This window comes from Deltaproteobacteria bacterium (genome assembly GCA_016208165.1).
GTDB lineage: Bacteria > Desulfobacterota > Desulfarculia > JACQYL01 > JACQYL01 > JACQYL01.
The window spans coordinates 25,454-45,699 of the sequence record JACQYL010000097.1 but is presented as its reverse complement, the minus strand read 5'-3'; the positions used below and the strand labels follow the sequence as shown (position 1 = coordinate 45,699).

15 protein-coding genes are annotated in these 20,246 nt (G+C 56.4%); 6 read left to right on the top strand and 9 right to left on the bottom strand.

Going from position 1 to position 20,246, the window contains the following annotated elements:
• Nucleotides 1-823: 823 nt before the first annotated feature.
• From HY788_18310 to HY788_18290, 5 genes are all read right to left on the bottom strand, one after another.
• Nucleotides 824-2,266, bottom strand: coding sequence for an amidase (locus HY788_18310; protein ID MBI4776100.1), 1,443 nt, complete (start codon nucleotides 2,264-2,266; stop codon nucleotides 824-826).
• Between the two features lie 39 nt (nucleotides 2,267-2,305).
• Entirely contained in the window at nucleotides 2,306-3,001 is a 696-nt protein-coding gene (locus HY788_18305; protein MBI4776099.1) for a nitroreductase, read from the bottom strand.
• A 15-nt stretch (nucleotides 3,002-3,016) separates the two neighbouring features.
• Nucleotides 3,017-4,126, bottom strand: coding sequence for a radical SAM protein (locus HY788_18300; GenBank protein MBI4776098.1), 1,110 nt, complete (start codon nucleotides 4,124-4,126; stop codon nucleotides 3,017-3,019).
• A gap of 120 nt (nucleotides 4,127-4,246) precedes the next feature.
• Nucleotides 4,247-5,197 carry a PIG-L family deacetylase gene (locus HY788_18295; protein ID MBI4776097.1) on the bottom strand — a complete coding sequence of 317 codons (951 nt, stop codon included), beginning with the start codon at nucleotides 5,195-5,197 and terminating at the stop codon, nucleotides 4,247-4,249.
• Between the two features lie 112 nt (nucleotides 5,198-5,309).
• Nucleotides 5,310-6,593 (bottom strand): glycosyltransferase, encoded by a 1,284-nt coding sequence (locus HY788_18290; GenBank protein ID MBI4776096.1) that lies wholly within the window; start codon nucleotides 6,591-6,593, stop codon nucleotides 5,310-5,312.
• 261 nt (nucleotides 6,594-6,854) lie between these two features.
• On the opposite strand from HY788_18290, the gene HY788_18285 reads away from it, so the two are divergent.
• The 3 genes from HY788_18285 (at nucleotide 6,855) to HY788_18275 (ending at nucleotide 8,583) form a co-directional block, all read left to right on the top strand.
• A complete protein-coding gene (locus tag HY788_18285) occupies nucleotides 6,855-7,784 on the top strand; it encodes an MBL fold metallo-hydrolase (GenBank protein MBI4776095.1) in 930 nt (309 codons plus the stop codon).
• Nucleotides 7,785-7,987: 203 nt separating this feature from the next.
• Nucleotides 7,988-8,248 (top strand): glutaredoxin family protein, encoded by a 261-nt coding sequence (locus HY788_18280; GenBank protein MBI4776094.1) that lies wholly within the window; start codon nucleotides 7,988-7,990, stop codon nucleotides 8,246-8,248.
• A complete protein-coding gene (locus HY788_18275) occupies nucleotides 8,245-8,583 on the top strand; it encodes a ferredoxin:thioredoxin reductase (GenBank protein ID MBI4776093.1) in 339 nt (112 codons plus the stop codon). Before HY788_18280 ends, HY788_18275 begins: the two co-directional genes overlap by 4 nt.
• 338 nt (nucleotides 8,584-8,921) lie before the next feature.
• On the opposite strand, the gene HY788_18270 is transcribed toward HY788_18275, so the two are convergent.
• Genes HY788_18270 through HY788_18255 form a run of 4 tightly spaced genes read right to left on the bottom strand, consistent with a single transcriptional unit; the run spans nucleotide 8,922 to nucleotide 14,202 of the window.
• Nucleotides 8,922-9,728 carry a 2-oxoacid:ferredoxin oxidoreductase subunit beta gene (locus HY788_18270; protein ID MBI4776092.1) on the bottom strand — a complete coding sequence of 269 codons (807 nt, stop codon included), beginning with the start codon at nucleotides 9,726-9,728 and terminating at the stop codon, nucleotides 8,922-8,924.
• A complete protein-coding gene (locus tag HY788_18265; protein ID MBI4776091.1) occupies nucleotides 9,725-11,500 on the bottom strand; it encodes a 2-oxoacid:acceptor oxidoreductase subunit alpha in 1,776 nt (591 codons plus the stop codon). Before HY788_18265 ends, HY788_18270 begins: the two co-directional genes overlap by 4 nt.
• A 1-nt stretch (nucleotide 11,501) precedes the next feature.
• Nucleotides 11,502-12,515: an NAD(P)/FAD-dependent oxidoreductase gene (locus tag HY788_18260; protein ID MBI4776090.1), complete on the bottom strand. Its 1,014-nt coding sequence runs from the start codon at nucleotides 12,513-12,515 to the stop codon at nucleotides 11,502-11,504.
• Nucleotides 12,508-14,202: an FAD-dependent oxidoreductase gene (locus HY788_18255; GenBank protein MBI4776089.1), complete on the bottom strand. Its 1,695-nt coding sequence runs from the start codon at nucleotides 14,200-14,202 to the stop codon at nucleotides 12,508-12,510. The genes HY788_18260 and HY788_18255 overlap by 8 nt, the downstream gene beginning before the upstream one ends.
• A 1,124-nt stretch (nucleotides 14,203-15,326) precedes the next feature.
• Here HY788_18255 and HY788_18250 point away from each other — a divergent pair.
• From HY788_18250 to HY788_18240, 3 genes are all read left to right on the top strand, one after another.
• Nucleotides 15,327-16,967 carry a response regulator gene (locus HY788_18250; GenBank protein ID MBI4776088.1) on the top strand — a complete coding sequence of 547 codons (1,641 nt, stop codon included), beginning with the start codon at nucleotides 15,327-15,329 and terminating at the stop codon, nucleotides 16,965-16,967.
• A gap of 280 nt (nucleotides 16,968-17,247) precedes the next feature.
• A complete protein-coding gene (locus HY788_18245) occupies nucleotides 17,248-18,615 on the top strand; it encodes a sigma-54-dependent Fis family transcriptional regulator (protein MBI4776087.1) in 1,368 nt (455 codons plus the stop codon).
• Between the two features lie 505 nt (nucleotides 18,616-19,120).
• Complete coding sequence (locus tag HY788_18240; protein MBI4776086.1) at nucleotides 19,121-20,179, top strand: response regulator; 1,059 nt, start codon at nucleotides 19,121-19,123, stop codon at nucleotides 20,177-20,179.
• Nucleotides 20,180-20,246: the final 67 nt, after the last annotated feature.

Below are 20,246 nucleotides of genomic sequence, written 5' to 3'. Positions count from 1 at the left end.
CTCGGGATGCATACGCTCTCCTGCTGGAAGGATGAAGTCCTCCGGTAGTATGCTCGGCGGCCCTGCCATAATATACGAACCATTCCGGATGAAGCGCTTTGTGGACACTGTTTTGAATGCGCCGACCAAACGGCCGATGGGTTTACGCTTTTCTGTAGGGGCGGTTCGCGAACCGCCCCTACGGACCGCCCGTTGTTCATTTCGTTCTTCCCTGCCCGAATGGGTCAAGTCCGTCCCTTGACTGTTGGCAAACATCTTCTTCACTATTGTCGGAAACGGCTGCACATAGCCCCGTGTTACTTTGTCTCGCTCCCCATCCAAAAAAATATGCTAACTGCACTGGAGCGGAATGCTGCGCATATCTGTATTACAAATTATTTGCAGTTTATGTGCCAGATGCAATAACAGATCTATTTTACAGGAATTCTCCCATCCAGGTCCGTCGCGGATACCTGGATATTGCACAGAAATTGAGCAATCGAAACCGCATGTTGCTGAATAGTTGAGCAAGTCGTACTCACCCCGTCTCTCCTCCTAAAGCGGACCTTCGACCTGAGAACGAAGTATATGCCCGGATGTTCGGGGTGGAGAAGGAAACGATACGAGATTCGGGTCCGATACAATATATAGTATAGCTCGGGATCTCCCGCCGAGTTCACCATAGCTTGCCATATACGTACACAGCGTCGGTGGGGAAAACTTCTGCTCATTTCGACCCGTTCACCCCGAACTGTCCCGACCTTTCCGCCGCTTCAAGTAATCGCATCCGGAGGGGCGGTCTTTCGACAAACTCACGAGGGGCCCCTCCGGAGCAAGGCTTGGGTTACGCGCACACCGGCGGCTTCCTCTGGATCCAGGGTCGCGCCTCCTCGAGCTGCCGGGCCAGGCGCAGCAGCGTGGCCTCGTCCGCGTACCGGCCGGCGAATTGCACGCCCACGGGCAGTCCGTCACCGGTCCAGTGCATGGGCAAGGAGACGGCCGGCTGGCCGCTGATGTTGTACGGAATGGTGAACGCAATGCCGGCCCGCATGAGTTTGCCGAATTCCGCGGCCTTTTCCGGAGCGCAGTTCATGTCGTACACGCCCAGCTTCGCCGGCGGTTGATACACCGTGGGTGTGAGGACCGCGTCGAACGGTTCGCAATCGGCCGCAATCCGTCGTCCGATGAATCGCAGAGTTTCGATGTCCTTGGCGTGTTGAACGCCGCTTTCCTTTTTCCCCAGTTGTATCAAGAGCCATGAGATGGTCTCGAACTCTTCCGCCGTGGCCGGTCTTCCCACGAGCCCCTCGAAACGATCGAGGTCCATGGTGGATAGGACCCGGGCCGCCCGGTTGAAGGTCTTGAGAGCCAGGTTGAAATCAAAGTCGAATGTCATCTCCACCACGTCGTGGCCGAGATCCTCGCAGGTCTTGGCCGTATCCATCACCGCCCGAATGCATTCCGCATGAACGGCGTCCCCGGACATGCACTTGGTCGTGAATCCGATCTTAAGCCGCCCCGGGTCCGAAGACAGGGCTTCGAGAAAGGGAGGTCGCGGGGCCGCGGGCTGATACGGATCGCCGGGCACGGGGCCCGAGATCACGTCCAAAAAGGCGGCCGTATCGCGCACCGTGCGGGTCAGACCGTTGAGGACCACCATGCCGTACCAGCCATCCCCATAGTGGGGACCCAGGGGAACCCGCCCGCGGCTGGGCTTGAGTCCAACCAGTCCGTTGCAGGACGCAGGCATGCGAATCGAGCCGCCCCCGTCGCTCCCGTCGGCCAGCGGAACGATGCGAGCCGCCACCGCCGCGGCGGAACCGCCGCTCGACCCGCCGGGGATATGCTCCACGTTCCAGGGGTTGCGCGTGGGTCCAAACAAGACCGGTTCCGTGGACCCGCTGGAACCCAGCTCCGGCGTGTTCGTCTTTCCGACCAGTATCAGGCCGGCCCGCTTCATGCGTTGGACCACCACGCTGTCTTCGGTGGCGACGTAATCTTTGAGAAACCGGCATGCCCCCGTGGTCGGAATTCCCTCGTACATGGTGAGCAGGTCCTTCATGAGAAACGGCACGCCTGTGAACGGGCCTTCCGGAAGAGGCCCCCGGGCCAGTTGCCTGGCCAGATCGTAGGTCTTGAGGACAACGCAGTTGAGCGCCGGATTGACCCGTTCGATGCGCTCGACGACGATTTCCACCAGCTCGCCGGGCGTCACCTCCCTGCTTCGCACCAGGTCCGCCAAACCTAACGCATCGTAACTGCCGAATGCTTCCGCCAAATCGGTCATGTGTGCTCCTTCTTTGCAATCATCCAATTAACACCCGGATCAGGATTTCGGTCGATCGACCAGAGTGACCAGGTTCTTGAGGGCCTCGCGTTCCGTATTCAGTTCATTGACCGGCGCGTTCCAGTCCGGATAGCCGATGGCCATACCCACGACGATCTGTTTGGAATCCGGGATCCCGACAACGGCTCGAAGTTGCTCCGGATAGTCCACGATGGAGCGTATGATACAGGTCCCCAGCCCGAATTCCAAGGCGGCGTAGGCCAAGGTCCCGGCCATGATGCCGGTATCCACCAGGGGCCAACCGCTGATGAGCGACTTGTCCGTGACCAGGACGACGGCCGCGGGCGCATCGTAAAACCGGTACATGGATTCGGTCCAGGCCTGTATCTTGTCTTTTTCGCCCTTGCCGATCCCCAGAAGTCGAAACATTTGCTTGGCCAAAGCTACCTGGCGGTCACGATACACGCCTCCGAGTCCGGGCGCCGTGCCTTTCTGTTCGGGTATGGCCACTTCAGGGTGAGGAGGAATTCCCGACCGAACCTGTTCCACGTAGGCCTTTCGTAGGGCGTCGAGGGCTTCTCCCATGACCAGGAAGAACTCCCAGGGTTGGGAATTCACGGACGAAGGCGCTCGGACGGCTGCGTTCAACAAGTCCATGAGCGTGTCCAGGGAAACCGGATCGGGTTTATAGGCTCGAACGGACTTTCGGACTCGAATGGCTTCCAGCAATTCCATAACCAAACCTCCATGTTAGGGCGTTTTAGAAAGATTTCGGAGCGTTCCCCATTCTTCCAGCAGGGCCTTGACGGACCGTAACGCGCTCCTTGTGAACACGGTTTCGAGAGCCTTTACAGGTTTTCCGCGCTTCAAGAGGGTCAGGCCGTCCGCCAACGATACCACGAAATTCAGCAGCACGCTGGAATCGCGATAGCAGTCGCTCATGCACATCGTGCAATGGTCCCGAATGAACGGAACGTGCTCGAAGTCATGGATGGAGCCCATTTTGGACGGCCACATGTCGCATCGCCATACATCCAGATTCCAATCCAGGAAGAAATACTTGTAGCCTCCAAAACAGGGAAAGACCTGACGTTCGCCCCGTTGCAGGCGGAGCATATCCTTGAGCGATTCCGAAGGATTGAGCACCCGGAAACGGGATTTCAGGCGGAGAATGTCGTGAAACGCGCCGGCGAGTTCCGCGGGCGTCCGGTGCAGCAAGGAAGAAGTATCCGAAAATACCAGCGACGAGGATCCGATGCTTCGTTTGGGGTAGGAAAAGGTGACGGTCCGGAAACCCAAATCCTCGAGGAAGGAGGCCAACCGGTCGTAATCGTCGACCAGCCTGCTGATGGTAACCGACGCCACGCACTCGATGGATAGTTGGTTCAAGAGCCGGGTGGATTCACGGATGCGCCCGCACACGCCGGGCAACCCCCGATTCTTTTCGTGCGCTTCCTCGGACGAGGCGTCCATGGACACGATCAAGGTCTTGAGCCCGCTTTTCCGGAGAGCTTCCACCGCTTCCGGGCCTAGCCTCGATCCGTTGGTGCACACGGAAGGCCGAATGCCTATTCCCACCGCGTACGCCACCATGTCGTAAAGTCGCGGGTGAAGAAACGGTTCTCCTCCGGAAAGGGTGATGTAACGAACGCCCCTCCCATGCAATATATCGATGGCATGACGGTAGTCGTCATACCCCATGAGCTGGCCCTGCCGCACGCGTTTCTTGTCCACGGCGTAGCTGCAGAAGTCGCACCTCGCGTTGCACCGATTCGTTACGGCGATGTTGCAGATGGCCGGGCCTCCATGGGCCACCATGGTCGCGGTGTTGCGAAACCGGTTACGTGCGCGTGGTCGCATGGGTTTGCTCATTGACCCAAGGTGTTCAAAAGTGTTCCCCCCGTGCATGCTTACGTCCCGTCAACTCCGCCAGGGTTAGGAAACCCGCATCGGGCCGACCGGTCCGGCTTTGTCCGGACATCATTTCCGCCCGGCCGAAAACTCCGAAAACGCGTTGCAAACCTCTTCCGGCCGGACATAATCGATTCTCGGGTGTCCGGGAACCCATTGAAAACGCTGGTAAAACAGCTTCCCTCCGTGGGGCGGCCGCGTGTAGTCGTATGGGGCCAGAGGACGAAACGCTTCCTGCTTGGTGCGGATGTGACGCAGGTTTCCCCGCTCGGACCGGTAGCAGGCCAGCGCTCGTCGCTTGAGCTCGCGTTCACGGCCTTCGAGCATGATGCTGTCTTCTGTCCCATTGGGAGACAGAAATTGCTGGCTCGTCACCTTACCGTTGAAAAAATGATATTCGCTGAATTCCCGGACTTCGGCGAATCCCAGGAGCGTGCTTGCCAGAAAGTTGGCCGTGTCGTGGTCCTGATGGCCGCCTTCGTAGGCCGGAGCCCAGAGGACATCGATCTCGTATTTTTGAATGGCCTGAATCAACGCTTCCCGGGTGTCCTTCAGCCACGTTTTCAACGTGCGCGTGGGGACGTCCCGGAAAAAAGCGGGTTCGATGTCCAAGAGCTTGGCGGCGGACAAGGCTTCATCCTTCCTCTGCCGCACCTTCCGGTCGTAATGGGCCCGCTGCCATATCCACAAGCATTCCCGCGCGGGTACGCCGGTGGTCAGATACGCTCCGAACAGTTTGGCGCCTCCGGCGTGCGCCCGGCCGACCGCCGCGCAGCATCCCACCACTTCGTCGTCCGGATGGGGAATCAGGATCAGAATGCGTTTTCCAACCAAGGGATGCTCCATCCGGCGCAAGTTATGGTGAGAGTGCGCCCCTTCAGCCTTCCTGGCCCAGAGCCGAGCTGGGGCCAGGCTTCGCAGAGCTACGACTTGGCAAGCCCGGCGCTCCCAGGCTCGGAATAGGATGAGGTGCGTTGCTTCCGCCTGGTCGGAGGAATCCGTCTCCGACTCGAAAGGCATAGGATAACACCCTGCGTCGATATATGACCGCGGCTGAGCTTAGCTGAAAACGTCGTTTCTTGGAAGCATTACATGCTGTTTCACAGGGTGGGCGCGAAAAAAACGGGATGCGTTATGGCCGCCTTCCATAACCCCGGGGCGGCTTGCCGAAGAAGCTAGCCACTCTTCGCCAGACCGGCGCCAGATCCTTTTCGAAAACCTCTTTCCAGGTCGGCCACTGCGACTTCATGATCTTGCGCGCCGCTTCACCCATGCGTTTGCTACGGTCCCGATCGTGGATCAGGTTCCGGATTTCCGCGGCCCAGGTTTGGGGAAGGTCCAAGGGAACCAACACGCCGTCCTGTCCATTGTTTTTCACGAGCTGCGCCGCGCCTCCTTCGGCAGGGACCAGCACCGGCAGGCCGGATGCCCTGGCTTCCAGAACCACGTTGGGACACACCTCGATGCGCGACGGAAACGCCAGGGCGTCCGAGCTGGCGTAGAGCCACCCGAGGGTTGAATGGTGCACCACGCCGGGCAGGGTGACCGAGTCGCCGAGTAAGCGTCCGATCGCGCTTTTCTGAGCGCCTTCGCCCACGAACAGGACGTGTATGTGTTCGTCCTGATCCAGGAGCAGGCGCGCCGCTCGGGCCAGGGTCATGACGTTTTTACCCTGGTCCACCCTCCCCGCGAAAATCACGACAAAACGGTCTTCCGCGATACCAAAGGCCTCCTGCAACCGATGCCTGTCACGGAGACGGGGGTGGAACCGTTTGGTGTCAATGCCCCTGCGAAGGAAGGAAACGCCCTTGCCCGGAAAGAGCCGGGCCATGTGTCTCAGGTCTTCGTCCTTGGACACGAAGATCCAACGGCAGCGCTTGGCGAACCGTTCCAACTTCCGGCTCATAAAGGACGAAAAAACATCGTCCAGGTGAAACCGGTCCAGCAGCAGGCGACCGAGGGCCCCGTTTTGTGTGATGTTGCGTATGATATGAGCCGAATATATTTTGGTGTATTTCGGGGTGTCCGTGTGTATGGAAGTGACCAGAGGGATGCCGTGCAGACGGCGCGCGATAAGAGCCGTCTTGGCCATGGCGAAAAACGCGTCGGTCGTATGGATGACGTCATACTGTTTCAAGTACGGAAGCAACCTCGGATGGAAAGGCGCCAGGTCCGTATGATCCGCAACCCCGTCCATGGACCGGAATCGGGACGTGCTCAGAGCAGGCGGGAGGACCACAAAGCGCACATTTTCGGAGAGCATGTAGGCCTTGGGCCCGTCGCCCTGAAAATGGACGGTAAGATCGATTTCGTTCCGAAAAGCTTCGGCGGCTTCCGCGAACCGTTCCCAGCATTTCACCTGGCCTCCGGCCTCGGGGCCCCACTTGAGATCGACCAAAACTCCGACGGAAAGCATACGGTAATCCTTTAATGTGCGCGGAATTCCTCGCGAGAGGAATCCCTGAACGCCTTTTAGTAGCATCTGATTTTATCCGGCCGCTCCCTATGTTTCAAGGCTTCGCGTTCGATGAACAGCCTTTTTTGTAGCCGGGCGATTCCTCATGGTTCGGATTCCGGCTTCAATCCTTCTGCAATCGTTCTTTCAAAAGGAGGCTTGCAAAGGACGTCCGAATGAATAAAGTAGAACTTAAAAACCATGCCGATAAGGATCTCGAGAATGCCTTTACCTGTAAGTGAAATCCTGGAAGACCTGTTCTTTATCGAAAGGGGCTACCTCAATGGAAACCATTTCGTGTACCGGGGCGAGGAGCCGGTGCTCATCGACACGGCTTACAAGGGCGGGTTCCCCGAAACGGAACGCCGGATCCGTGAGTTGGGCGTGGATCCGGCCGCCGTTCGCCTGATTGTAAACACCCACTCCCATTGCGATCACATAGGGGGCAACCGGTTTATACAGGAACGCTCCGGATGCCGCGTGGCGCTGCATCGAATCGGGAAAAGCTTCATCGATTCGCGGAATGCCTGGGCAACGTGGTGGAACTACTTCCACCAGGAAGCTGACTTTTTCGACTGCACCGGAGCGCTGGATGATGGCGATGAACTGGCGGTGGGGCCTCACTGGTTCCAGGTGTATTATACGCCCGGCCACGCTTCGGACGGCATTGTGCTGTACGAACCCAATGAGAAGGTGCTCCTATCCTCGGATACGCTGTGGGAAAAAGACACGGCCGTGTTGACCGAGCGGGTGGAGGGTTCCACTGCGCCTTTTCGCATGATGGAATCGCTCGATCGTATTCGTGAGCTGGACGTGGAAAGGGTCTACCCCGGGCACGGAAAGCCGTTTATGCATTTCCAAAGCGCCGTGGACAGGGCCATGAAGCGGGTCGGAGACCGAATCTCCGATCGCAGGCGCATGGGGTGGGACGTGCTCAAGAAGATTACCGTTTATACACTGCTTATGCGAGGCGAAGCTGAAGAAAGCACGTTCTTTTCCACGTTGATGAAAACGGTCTGGTTCAGGGAAACCGTGGATCTATATTTTGACGGCGACTATGAAACAACGTATCATGAGACCATGAACGGGTTGACGCACAGGGGAGTGCTTCGCCGGGAAGGCGGCGCCCTGTTCACAACGGTTAAGCCCTGAATGGTCTCCCGTCCCGGGGATTCGATCGAGGATGGAACACGGTCCCGCGTTCGGCCGATCCCTCGGTTGGCCGGGCGAAAAGGAAGGTTCCGGTTTTTGTACGAGCGATTGCGGTTATTCATTGAATTTTGTATGCGGTTCATTTCGGTGGGCGCGATCCATCTCCTTGATTCGCATGCGAGCCTGTGGAAAGGAGCCCTTGCATGAGCAACCAGAAAGTTCCGGTAAAAGTGTATACGCTCAGTACGTGCAGTCACTGTAAGAGCACCAAGAAGCTGTTGGGAGATTGTGAGGTCCAGTACGAATTTGTCGATGTGGATCTGCTGGATGGAGACGAGCGAAACGCGATCCTTGAGGACGTCAAGAAGTTCAATCCCAAGTGTACGTTTCCCACGATCATCATCGGGGATAAGGTGATTGTCGGATACAAAGAAGACCAGATCAAGGAGGCGCTCGGATTATGACGACCCAGGTGGAGCAGCTCTACGAAATGCTCAAAAAGACTCAAGAAGCGAAGGGCTACTACTTCAACGAGGACAGGGAACGGACCTTCGACCTGTTGGAAGCCTTGCTTACGAACAAGGAACGATACGGGTATATGTGCTGTCCCTGCCTGCTCTCCTCCGGAGATCGGGAATGGGACAAAGACATCATCTGTCCCTGTGTCTATCGGGTTCAGGACGTGAAGGAATACGGAAGCTGCTACTGCAATCTGTACGTGTCCAAGGAATGGAACGAGGGCAAAATTCCCCGCGAATACGTACCCGAACGACGGCCCGCGGAGAAGTTTCGATTTTAGAGTGCCTTGAATTGTTGGATTTCGCGTTGCTCAACCCAACCGGCCCAGCATCCGTGGGTTGGGTTAGCGAGCGAAACGAGCGTAACCCAACATGTCCAATATCTCAATGTTGAAGCCCGGGCACATCCGATACCATCGCAAAGCAAATAGGCGGCGCCAAGCGTGATGGGGTTGCCTATGTGGCTTGAATTGTTGGGTTTCGCTGTGCTCAACCCAACCTACCGGCCCGCCATCCGTAGGTTGGGTTAGCGAGCGAAGCGAGTAACCCAACATAAATTAAGACCCCCTGGGGTTCTATGTTGATGGGCGAGCCAAGCGAGCGCAACCCAACATGTCCCTCAACCGTTTCCCCCTCGTTGATAAACCAGCCCCGTAGCGAAATCATCATCGAGCACCAGATTCATAGCCGCGCGGAAATTCGAGGGATCGTGCCCTTCCGGAATGGGGTGGACCCATTCTTTCAGATGATCCCAGGTCTTGTATTCCTTATCGAAAGTGACGCAGGACGTGTACACGTGCAAAAAGGAGAAACCCGGGTGCCGGATGCCCTGCGCCATGATTTCACCGATCCGCCCGGGTTCGCCCGCGAACAGGCGGGCCACGAAGGAGGCGCCGTAGGACAGAGCCATCAGCGTCGCGTTCAGGGGGCGTTCCGTGGTGCCGGAGGGAGACACCTTGGTTTTGAACCCGGTCGGCGAACTGGGCGACGGTTGCCCTTTGGTAAGGCCGTAAATGGAGTTGTCGAACAACACATAGCTGATATTGACGTCCTTTCGGGACGCATGCGGCAAGTGCCCGCCTCCGATGCCCAGTCCATCGCCATCCCCTCCAACAGCCAGCACGGTAAGCTCCGGATTCGCCAGTTTGACTCCCGTGGCCACGGGAAGGGATCTTCCATGAGTCGTGTGGAGTCCGTACGTGTTCGAGAAGAACGGATAGCGTCCGGCGCACCCGATGCCCGAAACCACGACCACCTTATGGTGCGGAATGCCCAATTGCCAAAGCGCCGCGTTGATGCCCGCATGAATCCCGAAATAGCCGCATCCGGGGCACCACGTGGGAAGCTGGCCGGAGCGAAAGGAGAAGAGCTTCGAATCTTCGATGCGTCTAATTTGCTCGGCAAGCACTGGACCCGGTGTTTTCATGAATCGGTTTCTCCCAAAATTTCGAGAATCTTCTTGTATATAACGGACGGCGGCATGGGCAATCCCGTGACCCTGTTCAATCGAATCACTTCTTTCCTGTGAAGATGACCGATAAGATTGGCCAACTGACCCTCGAAATTCAGTTCGGCGATGAGTACCTCGTCGCAGCGGGACATGAAGTCTCGGATCGCATCTTCATGATAGGGATAGATCGAAGTGAGCTTCAACGCGCCCACCTTGAGACCCCGTTCACAGGCCCGGTTTACCGCCTCGTGCACGGATCCGAAATTGCTTCCCCAACCCACGACCCCGAGATCCATCCGGCCGACGGGCGCCTGCTCGACGGGCGATGGAAGATCCTCGAGGGCCGAACGGAGCTTTCGATACCGTTTTTCGGTCATCTTCGAATGATTCTCGGGGGTGTAGTCCGGCAGGCCTTTTTCGGTGTGTTCCAGGCCCGTGGCCGTGAATATATACCCTTCCATGCCGGGGAGCGCCCTCGGCGATACGCCGGATTCCGTGATCTTGAAACGGCGGTACGGCTCTTTTGCGTCGGGATCGGGGTACACGGTCATGTCCTTCCCATCGCCGTCGCCCGCAACCGGCGGCGGAACGCTTTCCACCCGGTTGTCCAGGAAGAAATCCGTAAGCACGATGACGGGAATCTGGTATTTTTCCGCCAATTGAAAGCTTTTCATCGTCAGGTGGTAGCATTCCAGAACGTCCGTAGGAGCGATGACAATGCGGGCCGAATCGCCGGGGCCGCCGAACACGGCGGCATGGAGATCCGATTGTTCGGTTTTGGTGGGGAGTCCGGTGGCCGGACCGCCTCGCTGAGCGTCGACGATCACGGCCGGCGTTTCAGACATCACCCCGTGGGTGATCAATTCGGTCATGAGGGCGAATCCGGGACCGGAGGTGGCGGTCATGGAACGTTTTCCCGCGAAAAACCCGCCCAGTACAGCCCCGATGGAAGCGATTTCATCTTCCATCTGCATCAGCCTTCCACCTCTTTCCGGAAGCTTCTTGGCCAGATACTCCATAATGGGCGTGGCCGGAGTGATGGGATACCCGAAATACAGATGTAAACCCGCGTCCAATGCTCCCTCGGCAATGGCCGTGTTTCCCGACAACATGACGATATCCGGTCCTTCTTTCCGGGGAGGAAACGAAATGGGATCCCGGAGACGTTCGGAGAACCGTTCCTGCGCATAGGCATATCCGGCCTGGAAGCAGCGAACGTTGGACTCCACGACCTTTTGACCTTTGGATTTGAACTTTTTGACGATGGCCTGCTGGAAGAGTTCCGAAGGGACCTGGAACACGGCCGCGAATCCGCCCAACGCCACTAGGTTTCTGCCCCGGTCGCTTCCGGCGGCTTGAGCGGCCAGGTCGGAGAACGGCATGCCGAACAGAGCCGTGGTGGGCTCGACATGGGCCGCGAGGGACGATTCCTCCGGCACCGGAGCCGGGGGGCGATTGTCGAAAAACACCGCCGAAAGGTCTGTAAGGAACGGTACTCTGGACAGGGACTGCTCGTCATTCAGAGAGATGAGCACGTGGGTATGTTCCTCGAGGGCCGTTCGGCGCTCGTGTCCAATGCGGGACCGTGTAACGCATCGGCCGAAGCCTCTTATTTCGGCCGGATAGGAATCGAAGGCCAGAACGGAAAGGCCGCCCCGGGACATACCCTCGTTGATCAATCCGCCCGCTGCGATAGTGCCGTCTCCGGCCATGCCGCACACTTCCACCGTGATGTCCAGTTTGGACATATCAGAAATCCCTCCACCAGGACGTGTTCACTCGGACATCGTCGCACACGATGCTCTCGCCTTTTGATTCGGCTTTCATCTTCTCGCCCAATAGATTCAAGGCGGCGATGCGGCCTAGGTTCACCGCGTTGTCATGCCCGATACTCACCCAGTAGTCCCGGATGTGCGCATGGTAGACCTGGGCGCAGTCGCCTGCCGCGTATACGCCTTCAAGGCCGGCGTTCAACGTTTCGTCGACCAGCACGCCGCGTTCGATGGTTAGACCCGAGCGGGCCAAAAAGCGAACATGGGGCACGAGGCCGAAAAACGCACCCACCAGACCCACGTGGAATCGTTCGCGGTCGAGCGTCACTTCGAATAGTTCCTCGTTGACGCGGGTCACGCTTCGGAGCTTTCGCCCCTCGAGAACCTTCACTCCCTGGAGACTCAATCGGTGGGCCGCCTCCTGGAACACTTCCGGCTTGCAGCGGACCGGCCAGAAAGCGTCCTCGTTCAACACGAAGCGCACTTCTTTTCCCAGCCGGAGCAATGTCTTTGTAACGGCCAGGGAAGTCAGATCTCCGCCTATGATCAATACCGAATCCGCACGGCGCAGGCGATCGATCCATGTGCGGGCGTCCGAGAAGGTTTTGAAGGTCAGCAGCAGGTCCCTGAACACGAGCAACGGCTCGGGGATTCTCGGTTTGCCGCCTACCGCCAGAATCAAACCGCTGAAACGGACCGTTTCCTTGTGATCGAGCAGGACGTTTCGCTTCGAGAAATCCACGGCTACAACCCGCTGTCCCAGGCGAAGTTTGATCCGGTGGGTCCGGTAATGATCGAGAGACGCCGCGTACACCTCGTCTTCCGGAAGAGTCCCGGCAACAAAGTCGGGCAGGAGGTGGGGCCGATAGAAGCGCTCGTGTTCGGCGCTGATTATGGTGATTCGGGCTTCCGGAACCTTTTGCCTCAATGTCAATGCGGCCTGGTTCCCGGCCGGTCCGTTTCCGATAATGACGAAATGCTCGTCATGCATGGTTCGCACCTTCTTCATGGATTCGTTCCACCCGTTCCACTCGCGTCACGGATATACAATCCACCGGACACACACGAACGCACTCGCCACACCGTATGCAGCGGGAGTTGTCGATGACCACGGCATTGACTTCACGCCAGTCGGCGGTTTCTTCAAGGCCGATCACGGCTCCGTCGTCATTGAGCTGGATCCGGCTGACGAGCTTAATGCAATCCCTGGGAGCTACGTCAATGCAGTACCGGCAGTAAATGCATCGGTTCATATCTATTTCGTAGTGCAGGTAGCACAGGTAGCAACGTTTCGCCTCCTCGGAAGCCTGTTCCCCGGAAAAGCCCGTTTCCACTTCCATGGAGCCGCCCTCGAGACGCGCACCCACGGGTTCCACGGTGGGCATCTCCTGTCTGGGCAGATAGTCCCAACTCCGTTGCCGGTCCGTGGCGTTCGTGTCTTCCTGGCGAACGCATGTCCGACGAAAGACCCTTCCCGTCAAGTCTTCGGCGATGCGTTCAGCCGCTTCCCGACCGCCGGCAATGGCCTGGATCACCGTCGAAGGTCCCGTCTTGTAATCACCGGCCACGTATAGGCCGGAAACGGAGGTTCGAACCTGATCGGTGGACACCTCGAGTCGGCCGTCGCGATTCCCGTCGCCGGGAAAAGGGAAGGGTGCGGGCTTTTGCCCCACAGCCACGACAACGGTATCCGCCGGCAGGACGAACCCGCTCCCCTCGATGGCCTCGATCCGGCGCCGTCCGTCCGGTCCGAAGCCTGCGGGTCGGGTTCGGAGAAACTCCACCCCTTCCACCCGATCCCGGCCGAGGATGCGGCTCGATGTCATCAGCGTCAGAATACGGATCCCCTCCTTCTTGGCTTGAAAAATCTCGTCTTCGGTGACGGTAAAGTCCTCTTCCGTTCTCCGGATGCAGATGGCCACGTCTTCCGCCCCTGAGCGTAGAGCCGTTCGGGCGCAGTCGAAGGCGGTAAACCCTGCCCCCAGGACCAGCACCCGTCTTCCCAATTCGGGTAAACGGAGGGCCTCGAGGTCCATCATCATGTCCAGGCCCGTCAGCACGCCCGGCAGCTCCTCGCCCGGAACACCCAACCCTCCTGGAACATAACATCCGGCAGCGAGTAGAACGGCGTCATACCGATCGAGAAGCTCCCGAAGCGAGATATCGCTTCCCACCCGGCACCCGGTTTTCAGCGTGATTCCCAGTTCAAGAATGGCCTCAATCTCGGCCTTCAGGACGTCCCGGGGAAGTCGAAATCGAGGTATGCCGTATTTCAGCATGCCTCCGGGCTCGTCGAAAGCCTCCAGGAGGGTCACCTTCATGCCGATGGCGGCCAGGTCATGAGCCGCGGCCAGTCCCGCCGGACCCGCTCCCACGATGGCGATCGTCTTCTCCATGGACGGAGATACGCGCTCGAGACCCGCAGGCGCGGAACGAAAGTCCGCGGCAGCCCGTTTGATGTGGCAGATGTTCACCGGCTTGCCCAGTTCGGGCTCTCCGTGGCGGCATCGGTCTTCGCACGGACGTGAACAGATGCGTCCCAGAACCCCCGGTAATAGGTTGGCCGTCCGGTTGATTTGGTAACTCTCGTCGTAGCGATGCTCGAACAGGCATCGGATGTACGCCGGTATATTGGTGGCCGCCGGGCATCCGGCCTGGCACGGAACATTGACGTCCATATAGTAGGCATCCGCGGCATCCGTCGAGTAGGCAACGGCGGGTGCTTCCGCGGCCTTGTCCTTGTTCTCTTTGGGATAGGCGCCGGTTGTTTTGATATCCGGCTCGCTTGTATGTCAGGTCCGAGAGGGAACCAGGTCCTTCCGGACTTCATTGGCATCCAAGTGAAGTATGTATAGACGGTCCTGAACGTGCGATCAGTTTATCTACGGGGGGGCCTCAAGGCAACCTCTTTTCAGTGGGCAGGCGCGGAGCCGCCCCCACCTTGGATACCCTAACGGAGAAGCTTCCGGGGAATTTCCCGTGACTTCCGGATTCGAGCCGTCCCGAGGGGCGGCTCCGGTCTGAAACGATCGGGTCAAGGGCTGTTCCAAGCAGGCGCCTTTGAAGGATCAGCCGACATCGGCCGGGTGCATAGGTGACGGCGGAATAGGATGTGCGTTTATCCACGGTATTACATGGATGTTTGATGTACTGAGTATATGATATCTTAACTATATGAAGAGGGTCCCTCGCATGTCCAGGTTATTGTATTCGACCGCAGAAATGAAGGCTTCTTCATCCCGAGCTGATCTATCTGAACATGCTCGCCTGTTCGTGGAAAACATCCATCCCGCGTGGCGTATTCATGAAGAGCAAGCATCAACGGAGCATTTGCCGGGAACTTGTCCTCAGCTTCAATACTGTACTTCCGTCATCTATCTGAATTTATGTTCTTGACACCTTTGGCCGTTTTTATAATGATAAGCGACAGTTTTTGATGATCAGGGAATAGGGGTTAAGAAATCGTTTCGCCTTTCTTTCTATTCGCCAATACTAAGACGAGGATTCCATAACTAAAGATATTCCATGCCGCATCCGATATTAGAGACAAACCAGTATATCACAGAGGCAGCGGAAAGTCTTCTTGTACCAAAAGGAAGAATCAGGAGTACTTCAAGGCCATAAACGATTCTGAAGACAGTTCGAATCCCACACCGGCCAAGGAACGCCGATACGTTCGTAGAAATGTCGAAGTTTAGTAACAAGCGTAACAAATTTAAATGGTTAGATAGTTAAAGAGAGGCTTTTTAGTTGAATCGCGATCCCGTTCAAGACGTCCGGTGCATTCGGTTTCGGAGGAAACATGTTTTTTGTGCCTAAGATTCTTGTCGTAGACGATGACCCGTTGATGTGTGGCAGTCTAAAAGAACTCCTGACGCGACAGGGGTACGAGGTGACGGCCTGTACGAGCGGGCGCGAGGCGTTGGAGCTTATCAGCCGCGTCTCGTTCGATTTGGCGCTGTTGGATATCGTCATACCGGACATCAGTGGTTACGGCGTGATGGATTATATACAGCGTCACAGCCCCCAGACGCTGGTGGTTACCATCACGGGATACGTGTCTGTGGAATCGGTGTTGGAGGTCTTGCGCAGAGGCGCCTACGATTACCTGAAGAAACCTTTTGAACTGGAAGAACTGCTCAAAGTAATCGAGAATGCGACGAACCACAAGCGACTGGAAAGCGAACGAAAGCGGGCTGAAGACGCGCTCCGGGAGAGTGAAGAGCGCTATCGGACCCTTGTTGAAAACATCGATATCGGCATCACGCTGATGGATGCGCGTCATACCATCATCATGACCAATTCGGCTCAAGGTCGCATGTTCGAGAATTCGCCTTCCGCCCTGGTCGGGAACAAGTGTTACCGGGAATTCAGAAGACGCGATGCCGTTTGCAGCGAGTGTCCCGGCGTTCGCGCCATGGCCGCCGGCTTGCCTGCGGAGATGGAACGTGAAATCATCAAGAAGGACGGCAGCCGATCCGATTTGAAGGTTCATGCGTTTCCGACGTTCGGGAAAGACGGAACCGTTTCCGGTTTTATTTACGTTATTGAAGACATCACTGAAGCAAAACTGTTGCAGAGGCAGTTGGCCACCAGTGAAAAACTGGCTTCTCTGGGGCTGCTCATGTCCGGAATTGCTCACGAAATCAATAATCCCAACAACTTCATCAGCTTTAATATTCCCATTCTTCGCGATTACTTGAAAGAACTCCTCCCCATTATGGACAAGCATGCGGAGAAACGCCCGAATTACCAATTGTTCGGCATGTCGTATCCGGAATTCAGGCGAGACCTTTTCCGGCTTCTGGATAATCTCGAACATGGCTCCAACCGCATCAGCGCCACCATTTCCAGCCTGAACGAGTTTGCCAGGGAAAGCTCGCAGGACAAAGGTCAATGGATCGACTTGCGTCACGTGATCGATAAAGGTGTCGCTATTTGCCGGGGAGAGATTAAGAAAAGGGTCAAGTCGTTTGAATTGGATGTCCAGGAAGGCCTGTCTCCGGTATACACCAACCCGGAGGCTTTGGAACAAATATTGATCAATCTATTGATCAATGCGGCTCAGGCCATGGACAAGGATGGGTCGTGGGTGAAACTTTCCATTCGAGATCGGGAAACCGCACAGGATGAATTGATCATCGAAGTGAGCGACAATGGATGCGGGATCGAAGAGGGTCATATACGGAAGATCTTCGATCCGTTTTACACTACCAAGGGCGCCGGTGTAGGAACGGGCCTCGGCCTTTACGTATGCCACAGTATTGTCGAGCGGGAGGGATGGCGCATCGAGGTGGAAAGCCAGGCCGGCATTGGGAGCAAGTTCAGGCTGGTGCTGCCCAGGACCACCAAACATCTTTGGAAGAATGAACATCTCAGTGCGTTTTGTGACCTCAGAACAGACCCCGTAGCAGTGCATGAAGAACCCCGCATGGCTGTTTAACAGCCCGTTGAAATAGCGGGGTTGTTACAGGCCGTCGAAAAACGATGAGATGCAAGGCGCGCAAATCCCGAGGAATGAGTCGTACATAGAGTACGTCGCAGTGACGAGGGTTGAAGCGGAACGCCGCAGATCGCGTTTTTCAACAGCCTGTAAAGCGCAGCGCCTTGAAGTGTGGATACGTGTCCGCCGTGCTCCCTAGGGAACGTCCCTGTAGGGCGCGCCCGCCTCTTTTTTGACCAAGAGGACTTTCGCTTCCTCTTTCAAGTCGGGTTCATTCCGAATGAGCAACAACATACTTGTCATAGACGACGAACGGGACTTCCTCGAAAGCGTTCGGAGAGGGCTGATTACCGCCGGCTTCAAAGGCGTTCGGATCGAAAGCGATCCGATACGGGCGGCTGAGCTGTTTCGGGGGGAAGATCGGTTTGACCTGGCTCTGATCGATATCACCATGCCGGGGATGAGCGGCATCGAACTGCTCGAATTTATCCGTGCTCAGAGCCCGCATACCGAATGCATCATGGTCACGGCGCTCAATGAAGCTCGAATGGCCGTGGAAAGCATCAGGAAAGGGGCTTACGAATATCTGGTCAAGCCGGTGTCCAGAGATGACCTGATCCAGGCGGTTGATCGAGCGTTGGAACGGAAGCGGTTCCTGGACATTCTCCACCTTTCAAAGCGGAACGTTCCTCCGGGTCTGGAACATAAAGAGGCGTTTCTTCCCATCATCACACAGTCCAAGAAATTGATCCGGGTGCTGAAGGAAGCGGAACTGCATGCTCCAAGCAACGTGCCCGTATTGATCACGGGGGAAAGCGGCACGGGCAAGGAACTGTTGGCCAGAGCCATTCATTTGGCGAGCCCACGAGCAAGCCGCGTGTTCACCGCCGTAAACATGGCGTCTCTGACAGGCACCCTATTTGAGGCCGAATTCTTCGGACATACCAGAGGCTCGTTCACCGGGGCGGACCGGGAGCGTTCGGGGTACATCGAGCAAACCAACAATGGGACACTGTTTCTCGACGAGATCGGAGTATTGCCTCCCGAAATGCAGGGGAAGCTCCATCGGGTGCTGCAGGAAGGGGAATATCTCAAGTTGGGAAGCAGCCAGCCCAGAAAGGCGGACATCCGCTTTGTCGCCGCCACCAACGAGGATTTGGAGCAATTGATGGCGGCCGGCCGATTTCGTAAGGACCTGTACTATCGCCTCAAGGGTGCATGGCTCCACCTGCCTCCGCTCAGAGAGCGTAAAGAGGACATTCCCCTGTTGGTCGACGCGTTCCTTGGTGAACTGGCCGGCGATCCGGAAAAGGTTCACGTCGAGGACGATGCCATGTCTATGCTCATGACCTACGACTATCCCGGTAATATCAGAGAACTCAGATCCATTCTTCACTCGGCGTTGAACCTGGCGCAAGGAGGTTCGATCAGACCCGGCTTACTTCCCGAGAACGTGCGAAAGCGGAAGGTTCAGGCGAAAGACAGCTTTCAGGACGGTTCCCCGCGGATGAAGCCATTGGCGGATGTGGAAAGAGATCATATTCTGAGGGCTTATCAGGTGGCGGGCAGGAACAAGAGCCGGACGGCCAAGCTGTTGGGTATCGGACTCAATACGCTTCGAAGAAAGCTGGAGTCGTATGGCGAATGACCGATGCCGGAAGCAACGGGGATATGACCAAAATGAACTACTCCAAAATGGCGCGATTCCGTCTAACCCGTTGACAAGAGCACCTTATTTATAGACATGCCCCAATTTGGCGCCTGCGGTCCGGCATAATGGAAATGCCCGGCGACGCATCATCGACCCCTCTCTATTCATTAAGTCATTAAAATCCTTCAGCTATTTAAGACAAAGCGCAGGTTTGGTTTTCGTGGCACACTAGTTGCTTTCCTCCATGGAACGCCCGGCCTGGGCCGTGAATCACCGTACTCGCGGATACACACGCGGACCCCTCAAAAGAGATAGGGATGAGCGCGACTGTTTCGCACTATATGTCCGGTTTCAAATATTGAATGGAGCCATATGTGAGTGAAATGAAGACGGATGCGATTGGGGAACGAGCAATAGGATGGATAATTGATCTGTTTCCACTGAAATTGGCATCGGCCCGTCACGCATGGATATTTCTTACATCACAGAAAGGGGAACGCCGATGGTCTTGTTGGTAGTCGACGATGAAGCGGTCCAGTTGGAAAGTCTGAGAAGAGGGTTGCGGAGCAAGGGGTATGACTTCGTTGGAGCCAAAAGCGGACAGGAGGCCCTGGATGTGTTGAAAAGCGTTGCCGGCGAAGGTGTCGGAATGGTGATCACGGATTACGCCATGCCGGACATGAACGGCATCGAACTCCTCAACCGCGTACGTTCCGTCCGTAAGACATTGCCTTTTATACTGATGACAGCCTATGGGGATAAACAGATCGTTATTAATGCACTACGAAGCGGCTGTCAGGGGTATATCGAAAAGCCTTTCACCCTGGAACAACTGCTGGATGAGATCCAGCGGACGGTGGTCATCTCCGGGCAGGAGGAGACTCATCAGGAATTGTGCGAACGTGTCCAAAAACTCGTACATCAAATTAACAATCCGTTGGTGTGTATCATAGGAAGCGCCGAACTGGCGAGTTGTCATATAGACGATTCCGAAGTGATCAAGAAGAACATCCATCGGATACTCGAGTCCACGGATAGGATCAGTAAAATAAATGAAGAAATCCTTAAGCTGGGCAGAAAGGATATCGACAAATCGACACTTGTAGATATTAATGGTTTGTTAGAAGAATGTTTAAGCATGTTCAATGGGTTAATGATACTCAAGGGAATTGAACTGAAGAAAGAACTGACTCTAGGCGAGGTGAACCTATTTGCGGACAAATTCGGCCTCCAGCAGCTCTTTAACAACATACTGCTAAACGCCATTGACGCGATGGAGGGTAAAGTAGGAAAGACCTTGCGAGTAACGACCTCAATAGACAAAAACCGTTCGTTCATAAGCGCGTGCATTGAAGACACGGGCTGCGGGATCCCTGAAAATGCCATCGAAACGATCTTTTCGCCTTATGTTACAACCAAGGACAAAGGGACGGGCCTCGGATTGGCGGTGGCGAAAAACGTGGTGGAAAAACACGACGGAAGAATCGATGTGGAAAGTCAGCCGGGGAAAGGCACTCTGTTTCGAATAACGCTTCCGACAGGAGGGAGGGCCAATATGTGATGGAAGTTTCCACCGTTTACCGGTGGAGAACTCAGAAGTGAAGTCGCCTACAGGACGGCTTGAAGGC